Below are 15,050 nucleotides of genomic sequence, written 5' to 3'. Positions count from 1 at the left end.
CGAGGGGACCCCGTGTCTGAGAATCCGCCGTTCGAGCCCGACCCGACCCGCGACACGACGGGAGATGTCGGCCCCGATCCGACCGACCCGCGTGACGGGTCGACGAGTGCCCGCGGTCTCGACCCGGCCGGTTCGGCTGACCCGGCCGATCTGCCCACGGCGACCGGGACGCCTCAGGACGTGACGGCATACGACACGACCTTCGGCCTCGAGCGGCCGCCGGCGACGAGCTGGGTGCCGCAGAAGTTGGGGGCGGACCCCGCACCGATGCCACCGCCTCCTCCCGCACCCGCCTCCCCGCCGATGACCGAGCGGCTGCGCACCGTCACCCTTCCCGGCGCCGCGGGACGCTCGCTCGGCGGGCGTCTCCAGGCCTGGCACGTCGTGGCGATCCTCGTCGGGATGCTCGTCCCGCTCGGCTTCTGGGCGGCCATGAGCTCCGTCGACGATTTCGACCCGGTCGCCCGACCCGCCGTCAGCGTCACCCGCAACCGTCCCGTCGTGACGAGGACGTTCCCGGTCCCGACGATCACGCCCCTGGTTCCCGGCGCCAGCCCGACCCGGTCGGCCCCCGGCGCGACCGCGAAGGCGACCACCCCGACCCGAGGCGTCATGACCTCTCCCCCCACGCTCATCCCCGTGCCGGCCGTTCCCGTGACGCCCGTTCCCGCGGACGCGCGGACGATCCGCTTCGAGGCGTATGCCGAGAAGGGCGCCCGCATCGAGGTGTCCCTCTCGGACGCGACGCACCAGCGCTACGACTACCCCGCGCAGACCGCGCCCCTCGCCTTCGAGGTGCCGGTCAGACCGGGCGCGACGAGCAACGACTACTTCAGCCTCCGGGTGCGCACGAGCGACCCGACGGGGTCAGGGGTCCGCGGCGCCGTGTCGTGCCGGGCGCTCGTCGACGGGATCGTCGTCACGGCGCAGCAGGGGCAGGGCTATGCCACCTGCTACGTCAGCCCGTACTTCGACATCCAGCGACGCTGACCCGCGGTCGGCGCGCCACCTACCGCGTCGATCGGTCAGATGTCGGCGGCGTCGGCCGAGGCGCGGGCCGCCTTGCGGCGCTTGTTGATTGCGATCCGGGCAGCCATGGCCTTCTCGAAGGCGAGGTGCCAGAACCTGCTGATGACGAGCTCGCGCTCTCCCACCATCTCGACGACGTCGGCGCCGGCGCCGAGCTTGAAGAGGAGCAGGCCGGTGAGGGGGCTCGTGGCACCGAGGGAGGTGTTGAACCCCCTGAAGTCGTAGGACTCGCACCCGGCCGCGGCGGCGTCACGCATCGCCTGCCACTGCAGGGCGTTGGAGGCTCGTGCGTCGCGGTTGCGCTCGGTCGACCCGCCGTAGAGGTAGGAGAACGTGCGACCGAAGCGGATCATCAACGCCGAGGCGAGCACGTCGCCGTCGACGTGGGCCTCGTAGAAGCGCGCCGACACGGGACCGTCACCGTCCGTGCCGTCCGACGCGAACGAGCGCGCCATGACGTCGAAGTACGCCTTGGGTCGGGGCAGGAAGTTGTCTCGGTCGGCCGACTCGACGTAGAGGGCGTGGAAGGTGTCGAGCCCCTCGGGCCCGACCGCGCGCACCTGGACGCCGGCCTTCTCGGCCTTCTTGACGTTGCGGCGCCACTGCTGGTTCATGCCCTTGAGCAGCTCGGCGTCGGAGCGGCCACGCAGGTCGACGATGCAGAGCAGGCGGGGCTGACCCACCGCGACACCGTCGGCGCCGAGCGGGAGCCAGTGGTTGCGGTCGAGCCAGGCCTCGAGGGTGCGGGCCGTCGGGTTGTCGACCGCCGCGGGCAGGGTGGTGAAGCTGAGCAGGCCGTTGTCGACGACCTGCTTCTTGACCGGCTCGCGGTCCCAGACGCGGGAGACGACGGGGTAGCCGAGCCGGAGCGCGAACGCCTTGTTGGCCTTGGCCCAGGCGACGAGCGGGTCGAGCCACGCCGCCGGGTCGGTCGCCACGACGTCCCACGGCAGCCCCGGACCCTCGGGCAGGTAGGCGTAGGACCGGGAGAGGCGCGGGATGGTGCGCGAGAGGACGAGGCCGGCCCCGACGCGGGCCCCCGAGGCGTCGAACCAGCCGAGGTGCGTGCGCCGCCAGCCTGCCTTCGCCCGTCCCCAGGCAGGCGTCTGGAGGAAGCTGCCCCCGACCTCGAGAAGTGTCTCGACGGCCTCGTCGGCGCTGATCTCGCGCACCGTCAGCGGGCCGGCGACAAGGGTCGCCTGCGTCGTCGGCGCAGGGGCAGGGGTCTGCTCGGTCATGGCCGCAACCCTATCGGCGGCGCGTCAGTCCGCCGACCGCGCCACCTCCTCATCGGAGGCGGCGGTAGCCCGGGCCGTGCGACGGATCCACCAGAGGCCGACGAGCGGCAGCACGAGAGGGACGTAGCCGTAGCCTGCGCCGAAGTGTGACCAGACGGTCTTCTCGGGGAAGGCCTCGGGTCGCGCGACGCTCCAGGTCCCGACCACGAGCACGCCCACGAGCTCGACCGTGAGGGCGATGGTCGCGAGGCGTACGGATGCACGGTCGCCGCGGGCCAGACCGATGGTCGCGACGAGGTAGATGAGCGCCGCGAGCGCCGACAGCAGGAACGGGACTGGTGCCCGGTCGAAGTACTCGGTGATCTGCAGGATCGAGCGCCCGGTCGCTGCGAGGGCGAGCAGGCCGTAGACGGCGACGAGCACGCGGCCGAAGCCGTGCCCGGTGTGCGGCCGCTCCGTGTCCGGCTGCTCCGACGAGGCCTCGGGGGTGGGCGCCGGCTCAGACATTGAGGCTCCAGACCTGCTGCAGGCGGGCGACGAGGATCGCCACGACGAGGGCGCCACCGAGGACGACGGCCATGGCCCACTGCGTCTTCTCCTTGACGGCGATGACGATCGTGGCCGGGATGACGAGCAGGACGGTGAAGAGGTAGGCGATGAAGGTGGCCCGCTCGGCGCCGTCGCCGATCGCGGACGCCTTCGTGAGCCCCACGACGAGCTGCACGACGAGCGCGAGCTCGATGACGGCACCGACGATGATGAGCGGGTCGTCGACGAGACGGCCCCGGAGCAGGTGGTGGGCGGCCAGCAGGCCGAGCAGGCCGCTTGCGACGAGCAGCACGACGGTCAGGGGTTGGAGCACGCGAGAAGCCTACGGCGTCGGTCCGTGCTCCCCGACGCGGCATCGAGGGTTGGACCGGACCGTCGACCGGGCCGGCGCGGACGGTAGTTTCGTCCCGAAGCACCACCCCACGTCCCCGGGCGCCCGAGCGTCCACACCGTCCAGGAGGAGCCGTCGTGTCGATCCGCCCCATCGCCGTCGACCGCGCGGCGGGGGTGCTGCTCGGCGAGGCCTGCGGCGACGCACTCGGCGTGCCGTACGAGATGGCGGCGCCCCCGGTCGGCGAGGCGGTCATGAAGGGTGGTGGCCTCGGGCCGTACGAGCCCGGCGAATGGAGCGATGACACCCAGATGACGCTCTGTGTGGCGCGCATCGCCGCCCAGGGCATCGACCTCACCTCGCCCGAGGGCCTCGACGGCGTCGCCGATGCCTTCACGGCCTGGCTCGACGGCGGCGCCACGGACGTCGGCATCCAGACGCGCTCGGTGCTGACGGAGGCGAAGGAGCTGACCGGACGCTCGCACGAACGCCTGACCCGGGCGAGCGAGGCACTGCACGCCCGCACCGGGCTGACCGCCGGCAACGGCGCGCTGATGCGGACCCCCATCGTCGGCCTGTCGGCCCTCGACGACCGCGACGCGACGGCCCGCGCCGCCCGAGCCATCGCCCTGCTCACCCACGCCGACCCGCTCGCCGGTGACTCGGCGGTGCTGTGGTCGGAGGCGATCCGGGTCGCCGTCACCGAGGGGCGTCTCGACCTCGCGGCCGGTCTCGACCTCGTGAGCGCGCCGCACGTCGGACGCTGGGGCGACTGGATCGAGGCGGCGACCGGCGCCGAGCCGGGGCAGTTCGGCAACAACGGCTTCACCGTGACGGCGCTGCAGGACGCCTGGGCCGCGATCACGACGACCGACCGCGGCGACGGCTCGGCGATGCACCTCCAGCGGGGGCTGCAGGCTGCCGTCCGGGCGGGACACGACACCGACACCGTCGCCGCCATCGCGGGCTCGCTGCTCGGCGCCCGCTACGGCGCGTCGGCGGTGCCGACCCAGTGGCGGCGCATGGTGCACGGGTGGCCGGGGCTGCGCGCCCACGACCTCGTCGAGCTCGCCGTCTCGACCTCGGAAGGCGGACGTCGTGTCGGCGAGTGGCCGTCGGTCGCCTCGATGGGCGACGCGCGGATCCCGACACTGGGCATCCCGCACCCCATCGACCCCGACATCGTGCTGGGCACCATCACTGACCTCGGACGCGTGCCCGAGCTCGACGTGCAGGCGATCGTCTCCCTGTGCGCGCTCGGCCTGGACGACATCCCCGCCGCCGGCATGACGGCACGCGACCACATCGAGTTCTGGATCAACGACGAGGAGCAGGAGGAGAGCAACCCTCACCTCGACTTCGTCCTCGACGACGCCTCGTCGGCACTGCGACAGTTCCGCGCCGAGGGCAAGCGGGTGCTCGTGCACTGCCGTCAGGGCGTCCAGCGCACCCCGGCGGTGGCGCTGCGGTATGCCGTCGACCTCGGTGTCGCTCCCGAGCTCGCCGAGCGGTCGATCCGGGAGGCCTTGCCGGGCATCCGCGGGGAGGGACGGCTCTGGGACGTCGCCGCCCACGGCGCCTGAACCCGGACCAGGCTGCGGTCTACAGTGCCGCCATGAGCGAGATCGACCACCGCCGCCTCGGCGTGGACCTCTACAACGCGACGTGGGAGCTGCTCGAGCAGACCGACCGGTCGCCGGAGGACGACGACGAGATGCTGGCTCGCGCCCATGCCTCGCTGTACCACTGGGGCAGGTTCGAGGGGGTGCGGCCGGAGAACAGGGGCCGGGGTCACTGGCTCGTCTCCCGCGTGCATGCCGTGCTCGGACAGCCTGATGCCGCTGCCTACCACGCGGGGCGGTACGTCACCATCGCGCGCGGTGGGGCCGGCGAGCGCTGGGACCTCGCGGCCGCCCTCGAGGCGTCCGCGAGGGCGGCCGCGGTCGGCGGCGACTTCGATGCCGCCGAGCGCTTCGAGGCCGAGGCCCGTGAGGTGCTTGCCACGATGGACGACCCGGAGGACCGCGAGGTCGTCGAGAAGGACCTCGCGTCGCTCCCCCGCCGAAACTGACGCCCGGACCGGCGCGGGCCGCTGCGGTCGACGCGGGCCATCACCGAGCGGCGCCCGGCCGGCGAGTCCCGGCTCAGACGGTCTTGGCCTCGTCGACGTAGCGGCACAGCGCGTTGACGGCGCGCAGCTCCTCCGGTGTGTGGACCTCGGCGTCGGTGAGCAGGGGGCTGCCCACGATGACCGCCATCGCCTTGGCGCGGGAGATCGCGACGTTGAGCCGGTGCAGGTCGTAGAGGAACGAGACGCCGCGGGGCGCGAGGGCCGCCGTGGTGCTCGCCATCGAGTAGATGACGACGGCGCCCTGCTGGCCCTGGAACTTGTCGACCGTGCCGACCCGAGCGCCGTCGGGCAGCTCGGCCGCGAGGGTGGCGACGTGCGCGTTGTAGGGCGCGACGACGAGGACGTCGGCAAGACCGATCGGACGCGAGTCGCCGTCCGCCGTGGTCCAGCTGCCGCGGAGCAGGTCGTCGACGAGGGCACGGACGACCCGGCCCTCCTGGCGGCTCGACTGTTCGCACAGCGTGTCGTGCTCGACGGGAGCCCAGCGCAGCCCCTCACCCGACAGGGCGCCGGGCGCCTCGACGCGGAGCTGCTCGCGCCCCGGCGCCGATTCGAGCCGGCCCTCGTAGGCGAGCTCCGACACGAACGCCGTCAGGCTCGGGTGCATCCGGTGCGTGCGGTCGAGGAAGACACCGCGCTCGGCAGGGATGACGTCGTGGACGAGCCCGTCGTCACCGGCGCGGAGGTGGTCGAGCGCAGAGACACCGGAGCCGTAGGGATGGACCGCCTTGGTCGGCTGGGTCAGCTGTTGCGGGTCTCCGAGCAGGACGAGCGAGCGCGCGGCCGGGGCCACGGCCACGGCGTTGGCGAGCGAGAACTGGCCGGCCTCGTCGATGACGAGCACGTCGACGGCATCGACCATGTCGTCGCGCGACCACAGCCAGGCGGTGCCCCCGACGAGGGTCGCCTCTCCGCTCGCGAGCGCAGCCGCGATGGCGGCGTTGTCGGACGTGTGGCGGATGAGGGCGTTCGGGTCGTCCGGCTCGTCGCCTTCCTCGACGTTGGTGCCGTCCTTGTGCCAGGCAGGACGGGCCACCTCGTCGAGGAGGTTGAGCACGACCGCATGAGACTGCGCGGTGACGCCGACGCGCAGGCCGGCGTCGAGCAGCTCGCGGATAAGCGCCGACCCGGCATACGTCTTGCCGGTGCCGGGGGGCCCCTGGACGGCCAGGATCTCGCCGCGCAAGCCGCGACCGACGCGGACGACGACGTCCTTGGGCGACTCTCCGGCAAGGGGCGCGAGCAGGTCGGCGGCCGGGACGACCCGCTCGACGAGCCGCGTCGCGAGGTTGGACCCACCGGCCAGCGCGAGCTCGCCGGTGCGGGCGATGCTCGCCCGGAGCGCCTGGTCCATGACCGGTCCGGGTCCCCCGAGGCCGCGCGGACGTGGCGGCTCCAGCGACTTCTTCATCGACAGCTCGACCCAGCCCTCGACCGGGTCGAGGTCGACGACCTTGCCGACCGGTGCGTGGGTGTCGACGTCGGGGACGTACTTGCCGACCGACACCTTGCAGTCCTGGGGCGGAAAGGGGTACCGCCAGACCTTGGAGAGCTTGACGACCCGCATCTCCTCGGGCTCACCGAGGTCGCCGATGGCGGTGCCGTCCTCGACGAGCTCGGCCGTCTCGAGCTCCTTGTAGCGGAAGAAGTCCCACCACTCCGGGCGCTTCTCGCGCCGGTGCCACCCGACGAGTCCGGCGAGGAGCAGGTGGCCGTCGGCGACCAGGCGCTCGGAGAGCGCGATCTCGGCACGCTCCTCGTCGCTGACCTCGCGCAGCGGCTCGGGCACCGGCCGGCCCAGCGTGTGCCCCGCGCGTGCGAGCTCGGCGCGTCGCTCCTCGAGCCACTCGTGCAGCGCCAGCGTCGAGCGGACGTCCTCCTCGTTGTAGCGCCGGATGTCGTCGAGGATCGCCTGGTCGGCCGACCCGTCGTCGCGACCGGCGAGCCAGCGTTCGTATTCGACGACGGACGAGAGACCGTCGGCGACACCCGCGCCGTCGGCGGATCGCGTGTGGCCCCAGTAGAACTCCTCGAGCTTCTTGATGGAGTAGGAGCCCTTGCTGATGCGCACGCCCTGGCGCACGACGGCGTAGAGGTCGACGAAGACCTCGTGGCGCAACAGCTGGTCGAGCTCGGCCTCGCGCGTCGCGTGCTGGCCGACGAGCCTCTTGAGAGCCGTCGTCTCGTAGGGCGCGTAGTGGTAGACGTGGAGGTCGGGAAAGCGCTGCCACCGCTCCGTCAGCCAGTCGACGAGGTCGGTCGTCAGGCGCCCCTCCTCGGCGAAGTCGTGCGCCCAGAACTCGACGAACTCCCCTTGCCGCGTCCAGATGCCCGCGAGGTACTCGCGCCCCGTACCGCCCTCGGCCCACGGGTCGCCCTCGAAGTCGAGGTAGACGTCGCCCTCGTCGGGCTCGGGCAGCATCTGCAGCCCCCGGGCCGGCTCGGGGTCGAGGAGCTCGAACTGCGCCCGCCCGGTCTCGCGCTCGGCGAGCTGGAGCCTGGCCTGCTGGAGCAACCGACGCCGGGTCGCGATGGACAGGGCCGGGGCCAGCCGCTCCTCGCTGGACTCGGCCAGCGAACGAAGCGTCGGGATGCCGAGGTCGATGAGCGCGGCGCGGTGGTCGGCGCGCATGCCCGCGACCTGGATGAGGTCGTCGCGGTCGAGCCACTCCTGCGCACACCGCTCCTTCCACCGGCACTGACCGCAGTGCTGGACGCGCGCGGACTCCGTCTCGCGCGGGTTGGCGATGGCGTCGAGCAGCTCGGCGCGCCGACGGCGGGCGTAGGGGGCCACGTCGACGAGCCGCCACGGGTGCGACTCGGTGTCGCCGGTGACGACGGTCAGCCACTGCGGCGGGACGCCCTGGAGCAGCTCGAGCCGGGCGGCATACGTCGCCATCTGGAGCAGCGCTGGGACCTTGAGCCGCCGCGCCAGCTTGGTGTCGGCGATGTCGTAGCGCCACGGGCCGAGGTCGCTCGGCTCGTCGACGCGCAGCAGGAAGTCGGCGAGCCCCACCCAGTGCCCGTCGAAGAACGTCGCCTGGTAGATGACGTCGACACCCCGGCGCATGGCGTCGAGCGTCGCCGCCTCGGCCTCGACACCCCGCACCCCAAGGGCCGCGATGTCCTCGACGACGCGCCCCTCGGCGACGAGACGCTCGAGATAGGCGCGCTCGTGCTCGAGCCCCTTGGCGAAGACGAGGTTGAGCGAGTCGTCGGCGCCGCTCGCCCTGCGGCTGGTCCCGGCACTCGTCCCGGGGCGGGCGTCGAGAGCCTCGAGGTCGAGCGTCGTGATGTGCGCACAGGCCACGTGCTTCGTCAGGTCCGTGGGGCTCAGGACGAGGTGACCGTCGATGCGCTGCATGGCGCCGAGTATGCCGTCCGGCACCGACACCCTCGACACCCCGCGAATCAGTTTGCCCGGAACGCGCCGGAACGGCTCGAACGGGGATAGGTTGCATCCGGCGTGGCAGGCAAGTTCGGGGGCGAGCGTCCCTGCGCACGCGGTGCGCAGGCGCATCGCGGGCGAATGGAGCCACGCAAGGAGGATCCGTTGTCCGACAACACTCGGGGACCATGGCGCTCGCGCCGTGGCGTGATGAGCTCGGTGAGTGCAGGAGCCATCGCGGCCCTGGCCGCCACCACCCTCGGGGCCACGCCGGTGTCGGCGAGCCCTGACCCGTCCGTCAAGCACCGCAGCAACGCCTCGGTTCCCGATGGTGTCACGAGCGCCGGCTCCCTCGGCCTCGGCACGCAGCGCGTGGCCGCGGGCGACAAGGTGGACGCCGGCCTGCGCAAGGCCACCGGCCCCGTCGACGTCATGATCGAGCTCGACGCCGCACCCGCGACGACGGCGTTCGGTCAGGCCCGCGGGCGCGGCCTCGCTGCCGCCAAGAGCGCGGCGCGCACCCAGACCTCGGCGGTCAAGGCAGCCCAGAAGGGCGTCGAGTCCCGTTTCGCCGCCACGGCGACGAAGGCACGGACGCTCTACAAGGTGCACGCGGCATACGCCGGCATCGCGGTTCGCACGGACGCCGCGAAGCTCACCGCCCTCGCGGGCATCCCCGGCGTCAAGGCGATCCACCGACTGACGCCCAAGGCACCGACCAACTCCTCCTCCGTGCCGCTCATCGGCGCGCCGAAGGTGTGGAAGGCGCTGTCGCAGACGGGCAAGGGCGTCCGCGTCGGCATCATCGACACCGGCATCGACTACACCCACGCCGACTTCGACGGCCCCGGCACGGTCGACGCATTCACCGCGGCCGGCGCCTCCAACACCTTCACGCCGACCGCCAAGGTCGTCGGCGGCTACGACTTCGCGGGCGACGCCTACAATGCCGACCCGACCTCGGACACCTACGACCCGAACCCGCAGCCCGACCCCAACCCGCTCGACTGCAACGGCCACGGCTCGCACGTCGCGGGCACGACCGCCGGTCTCGGCGTCGCGTCCGACGGCACGACGTGGTCCGGTGGCTACGCGTCGGACATCGACCCGGCCAGCCTCGACATCGGCCCCGGCGTCGCCCCCGAGGCGAGCCTCTACGCCCTCAAGGTCTTCGGCTGCGACGGCTCGACCAACGTCGTCGGGGAGGCGCTCGACTGGGCGGCTGACCCCAACGGCGACGGCGACCTGTCCGACCGCCTCGACGTCGTCAACATGTCGCTCGGCAGCTCCTACGGCTCGCCCCAGGACCCCGACGCCGTCGCCGCGAACAACCTCGCCGCGCTCGGCACCGTCGTCGTCGCCTCCATGGGCAACTCCGGCGACGTCTACGAGGTCGGCGGCTCCCCGGGCAACGCGCCGCGCGTGCTCGCGGTCGCCGCGTCCGACGACGGCAACGACGTCGTCGACGGCCTCAAGGTCGACTCCCCCGCCGGCATCGAGCCGGCCGACACGGTCGACGGCACCCAGGACAACGTCTTCGCCGCTCTCAAGTCGGTCGCCTACGACTGGACCGCCGAGCCCGGCGTCACGAACGTCCCGGTCGTCACCGTCGGTGACTGGTCGCAAGACCCCAACGCCGGCAACAACACCGACGGCTGCTGGCCCTACTCCTTGGCAGACCAGGCCAAGGTGACCGGCAAGGTCGTCCTGCAGATGTGGCTCGACGGCACCGGTCGTCGCTGCGGCTCGGCCGCGCGCGCCCAGCTCGCGCAGGACGCGGGCGCCGTCGGCGTCATCTACGGCAGCGACGTCAATGCCTTCTCGGCCGGTGTCACCGGCGACGCCGACATCCCCGCGATGCTCACCGTCAACCAGGCGACCGTGGCCATCAAGGCGCAGCTCGACGCGTCCAACGAGGTCCGCGTCACGATGACGAACGACCTCCGCAACGGCGTCTCCATCCGCAACCCCAAGGCGATCGACCAGCTCGCCGGCTTCTCGTCGCGAGGCGTCGGGGTGGCCGGTGGCGTCAAGCCCGACGTCGCGGCTCCCGGTGTCACGACCTTCTCGGCTGCCGTCGGCACGGGCAACGAGGGCATCGCCGAGAGCGGCACCTCGATGGCGTCGCCGCACGTGGCCGGTGAGGCCGCGCTCGTGCGCGGCTCGCACCCGACGTGGACGGTCGAGGAGGTCAAGGCCTCGATCATGAACACCGCGACCCAGGACGTCTTCGTCGGTCCCGACCACACGGGCGACGTCTACGGTCCCGAGCGGGTGGGCGCCGGTCGCGTCGTCGCCGACGCGGCCGTCGGCACGAGCACGCTCGCGTACGTCACCGACGACAAGGGCGCCGTGAGCGTCTCGTTCGGTCCCGTCGCGGTGACCGCCCCGACGCAGACCCTGACGAAGACCGTGCGCATCGTCAACAAGCGCCCGGTCACGTCGGCGGCCTACGTCCTGTCCTACGACGCCGCCCACCCGACGCCGGGTGTGACGTACTCCTTCAGCCCGTCGCAGGTCCGCGTCCCGGGCAACGGCTCGGTCGACGTCTTGGTCACGGCGACCTTCACGCGTTCGGCGCTGCGGGCCGTCGCCGACCCGACGACCGTGGCCGACCCGCTCGAGATCGGCATCCAGCGCAGCTACCGCGCCGACGCGAGCGGCCGCATGCTGCTCGAGCCGGTCCAGGGCACGTCCGGTGGCACGCTGCGTGTGCCGGTCTGGTCCGCTCCGCGCGCGGCATCGACGATGTCGTCGCCCTCGAGCACGACGGTGACCAAGCAGTCCGGCCTCCCGGCGGGCATCGCCACCTCGATGCTGCCGCTCACGGGCACCGCCATCGACCAGGGCACCGACACCACGTCGTACGTCTCGACGGTCTCGACGTTCGAGCTGCAGGGCACGAGCCCGCGCCGCGCTGACTGCTCGTCGACCCGCGTCGTCGACTGCAACGCAACCGCCGACGACCGTGGGGCCGACCTGCGCTACGTCGGTGCGGCCACCGACGCACCCGTGTTCGGTCTCGCCACGTCGATGCTGACCTTCGGCATCAACACCCACGGCCCGTGGCGCACGCCTGCCACGTCCACGGAGTTCGACGTCTTCCTCGACACGAACGCCGACGGCACGGCCGACGCCGCGGTCTACAACACGCGGCTGTCGACGACCGACGACTACGACTACTTCGTGGCCGAGCTCGTCGACCTGCGGCCGGGTGCCGGCTTCGGTGACGTGCTCGACCAGGAGCTCGTCAACGGGGTCGACGGGTCGTTCGACACGAACGTCTTCAACAGCGACTCGCTCGTCATGCCCGTCTCGGTCGAGGTCCTCCAGAACGCCGGCCTCGTGACGGGTGCCGCACCGAAGGTCCGCTACTGGGTCAGCTCGCTCGCCCAGGGCTCCGCCGTCGACGCCGTCGGCTCGGCCGCCAAGCCGATGACGATCAGCCTCGCGTCCCCCGGCCTGTCGGCCTACGGGGACTTCGGCACCCTCCTCAACAGCGACCTCCCCGGCGAGAAGCTCGAGGTCCGACGTGACGAGGCCTCCGCCGCTGTCGACAAGCCGCAGGGTCTGCTCCTGCTGCACCACCTCAACACCGACGGCTCCCGGGCCAAGGTCGTCACGGTGCGCACGACGTCGACCACGAAGCTGACGGCCAGCCCGTCCAGCTACACGTATGGCGGGCACTCGACGCTCACGGCGACCGTGTCCCCGTCCACCGCGACGGGCACCGTCACGTTCATCCTGAGCGGCAAGGTCGTGCGCACGGTGTCGCTCAGCGGCGGCAAGGCGGTCCTGCCACTCAGCAGCAGCCTCGGCCGCGGCGCCCACGCGTTCACCGCGCGCTACAACGGTGACGCGAAGCTCGCCGGCAGCACGTCGGCGTCCGCCGTCGTCACCGTCAAGGGGCTGTCGAGCCGCACGAGCCTCTCGTCGAGCAGCAGCGCCTACCGCTACGGCGGACGGCCGGTGCTCACTGCGACCCTCTCGCCGAGCTCGGCCACGGGCACCGTCACCTTCCGTGACGGCTCGCGCGTGCTCGGCACCTCGACGGTGAGCAAGGGCAAGGCAACGCTGTGGGCGCCCGTCCTCTCGCGCGGGACGCACTCCGTCAAGGCGACGTACAACGGCTCTGGCGCCTACGTCCCCTCGACGTCCACGGCGGTCACCCTGCGCGTGAGCTGAGCGGTCACCGCGCACCATCCCGACGACGTATGCCGTCCGGCCGCCTCGGCCGGGCGGCATACGTCTGTCCCCGCGACCGTGGGTCGGTCCGCCCGGGTCTGCCGCACGCAGCAGGAAGGCGGCCCTCCGAGGAGGCCGCCTTGCTGCTCGGGCCCGAGGGCCCGTGCTGGTGGCCGGGTCAGGGACGCGGCCACCGACCCGACTCACCGCAGGAGGCCGTTACCGACGTGGCGGCCCCACCACTTGCCAAGGCCCCAGGTGTCCCCGGCGAGCGTCGTGGCGAGAACCGCGACGCCCAGTGCCTCGATCCAGTGGCTGTCGATGAGCGGGTTCGTGTAGACGCCGGTCGTGCCGAGGGGGAACTCGGCGAGGTACATCAGCGCCAGGAGGAGTGCAGCGGTCCAGGCGGCGATCTTGAGGCCGGCGCCGGCGAGGAGAGCGATGCCGATGCCGAGGAGGCCGGCCATGAACAGCCAGTCGGCCCACGGGCCGGCGATGTTCTTGAAGAAGGAGGCGAACGGGCCCTCGGCGTGCTTCATGAAGCCCTGGGCGGGCGTGCCGCCGTGGATCCAGGCCTTGGCCGACGGGGTCATGTAGCCGAGCCCGAACAGCTTGTCCATGAAGGGCCAGAGGAAGGTGAAGCCGAGCACGATGCGCAGACCAGCGAGGAACTTACGGGCAACGGCCGAGCGGACCACCTCCTCCTGGAAGGTGACGACGCCCTTGGTGGGGTCGTGCGTGGTGACCGGCGCACTACCTTCGGTGTGCGTGTCGCGCGGGATGGTGCCCATGGAACTCAACTCCAGAACTCGGTGTGTGTTCCGGCAGCTTCTCTGTCGGTACTACACAGCGTAGTAGTGGCCGGTCCACAACGCTCCCCCATCGGGGTGTGATCTGCCGGACACCGGGGCGCCCGGGCTCCGGAGAGCGCGGCGATCCGCTCCGAGAGCCGACGCTCCGCCGCGTCAGCGGCGCGAGCGGATGAGGGTGGGGACCTCGAGCTCCCCTGGGGCGTCAGCGAGCTCGCGCACCAGCTCAGCGAGCGCGTCGAGCGAACGGCACACGGCGGCATACGACCCGTCGAGACGGATCGGACGGCAGAGGATCCGCGTGCCCGCGTTGCGGATGACGATCTCCGACTCCGGCGCTCGGTCGCTGTTGCAGTGGATGAGCAGGCCCGTCGGCAGGCCCATGGCCGTCGTGTAGGCGACGAGCTCGAGGTAGTCGCGCGAGGCCATGTAGCCGTCGGCGCCCATCGAGTACTTCGCGTCGCCGACGAGGACGACCTCGCTGCCGCGGCGCACGACGAGGTCGGGGGCCATCGTGACGGCCCGGCCCTCGTCGAGCCAGACGTCCTCGTCGCGCTCGATGCGCATCTGCGGGGCGAGGCGCAGGTCCAGCTCCTGGGCGATCCAGCGCTGGAAGAGGTCGTCCATGTCGACCATGAGGCTGTTGGCCTGCTGGTCACCGGCTTCGTGGCTCAGCGACATCGCTTGCAGGACAAGGCGACTGAGCCGCATCGCGTCCTCGTAGTGCTCGTTGAGCCGCGTGATGGGCAGCGGTGCCGCGTGCCTCGTCGCCGGGGTGTCGGCGACGCCGTCGAAGCGGCCGAGCACGCGCAGGGCCTCTCGGCGGACGTGCGGCGCGAGCTGGGGCCACGACAGCATCGCCTGCAGGGTGCAGCGGAAGAGCTGGTTCTCGACGATGTCGGCCGTGAAGTCGTCGAAGCGGCACTGCGGCTCGGCAGCGCTCCACGGCCGGCGCGCGAACTCCTCGACGAGCAGCCGCCCCCGGATGGTCCGCATCCGCTCCTCGCGCGGGACGTAGCCGTGCACGAGACCGCGCATCGTCGACGAGTCGATGAGCCGGATCGCGAAGTACGCGACGCCGTCGATGAGCTCGTCGGTGTCGCTCCACGTCACGTGCTCGTGGTCGAACGCGTCGGGCGAGACGCCCGCGCCGAGCATCGCGAAGAAGTTCGTGACCGACACCTTCGGCGTGACGCGCACGACGAGGCCGGGCACGGCGAGCGCCCCGACCCAGCTCGTCGCACCGATCGTGACGACGTCGGGGTCGGCGGTCGCGTGGATGACGAGCCGCTCCCCCGCCGCCGCGACGAGAGCCGCTCGGGTCTCCCGGGACAGCCGGACCGGACCCGAGCGTCCGTGCTCGGGGATCGGGGCCAGCTCGATGGTCATC

At 72.1% G+C, this 15,050-nt stretch carries 10 protein-coding genes; 4 read left to right on the top strand and 6 right to left on the bottom strand.

Translation table 11 applies throughout. The features are described 5' to 3' along the window. Positions 1-12: 12 nt before the first annotated feature. Entirely contained in the window at positions 13-990 is a 978-nt protein-coding gene (locus ASE25_RS20890; protein WP_056827269.1) for a hypothetical protein, read from the top strand. A gap of 35 nt (positions 991-1,025) precedes the next feature. Here ASE25_RS20890 and ASE25_RS20885 read toward each other — a convergent pair whose 3' ends face one another. From ASE25_RS20885 to ASE25_RS20875, 3 genes are read right to left on the bottom strand one after another with little or no spacing between them, the layout of a single operon-like run. Beyond that, entirely contained in the window at positions 1,026-2,267 is a 1,242-nt protein-coding gene (locus tag ASE25_RS20885) for a peptidoglycan bridge formation glycyltransferase FemA/FemB family protein (protein ID WP_056776164.1), read from the bottom strand. Between the two features lie 24 nt (positions 2,268-2,291). Further along, a complete protein-coding gene (locus ASE25_RS20880; protein ID WP_056827268.1) occupies positions 2,292-2,774 on the bottom strand; it encodes a hypothetical protein in 483 nt (160 codons plus the stop codon). Further along, on the bottom strand, positions 2,767-3,129 hold the full coding sequence (locus tag ASE25_RS20875) for a hypothetical protein (protein WP_056776161.1): 363 nt from the start codon (positions 3,127-3,129) through the stop codon (positions 2,767-2,769). Before ASE25_RS20875 ends, ASE25_RS20880 begins: the two co-directional genes overlap by 8 nt. Positions 3,130-3,284: 155 nt before the next feature. On the opposite strand from ASE25_RS20875, the gene ASE25_RS20870 reads away from it, so the two are divergent. Then, entirely contained in the window at positions 3,285-4,730 is a 1,446-nt protein-coding gene (locus ASE25_RS20870) for an ADP-ribosylglycohydrolase family protein (RefSeq protein ID WP_056827267.1), read from the top strand. A 32-nt stretch (positions 4,731-4,762) separates the two neighbouring features. Then, complete coding sequence (locus ASE25_RS20865) at positions 4,763-5,218, top strand: hypothetical protein (RefSeq protein ID WP_056776157.1); 456 nt, start codon at positions 4,763-4,765, stop codon at positions 5,216-5,218. 73 nt (positions 5,219-5,291) lie between these two features. Here ASE25_RS20865 and ASE25_RS20860 read toward each other — a convergent pair whose 3' ends face one another. Then, positions 5,292-8,642 (bottom strand): TM0106 family RecB-like putative nuclease, encoded by a 3,351-nt coding sequence (locus tag ASE25_RS20860; RefSeq protein WP_056827266.1) that lies wholly within the window; start codon positions 8,640-8,642, stop codon positions 5,292-5,294. Between the two features lie 243 nt (positions 8,643-8,885). Here ASE25_RS20860 and ASE25_RS20855 point away from each other — a divergent pair, with 243 nt between their 5' ends. Continuing rightward, positions 8,886-12,851: a S8 family serine peptidase gene (locus ASE25_RS20855; protein ID WP_162260628.1), complete on the top strand. Its 3,966-nt coding sequence runs from the start codon at positions 8,886-8,888 to the stop codon at positions 12,849-12,851. Between the two features lie 203 nt (positions 12,852-13,054). On the opposite strand, the gene ASE25_RS20850 is transcribed toward ASE25_RS20855, so the two are convergent. Further along, positions 13,055-13,642, bottom strand: a complete 588-nt coding sequence (locus tag ASE25_RS20850) for a DoxX family protein (protein WP_082619794.1) — start codon at positions 13,640-13,642, stop codon at positions 13,055-13,057. Between the two features lie 174 nt (positions 13,643-13,816). Continuing rightward, positions 13,817-15,049, bottom strand: a complete 1,233-nt coding sequence (locus tag ASE25_RS20845) for an McrC family protein (RefSeq protein WP_056776153.1) — start codon at positions 15,047-15,049, stop codon at positions 13,817-13,819. Between the last annotated feature and the right edge of the window lies 1 nt (position 15,050).

The organism is Terrabacter sp. Root85, assembly GCF_001429185.1.
Lineage (GTDB): Bacteria > Actinomycetota > Actinomycetes > Actinomycetales > Dermatophilaceae > Terrabacter.
Note: the sequence above shows the minus strand (reverse complement) of the source record. Positions and strands in the feature narration are given on the sequence as shown.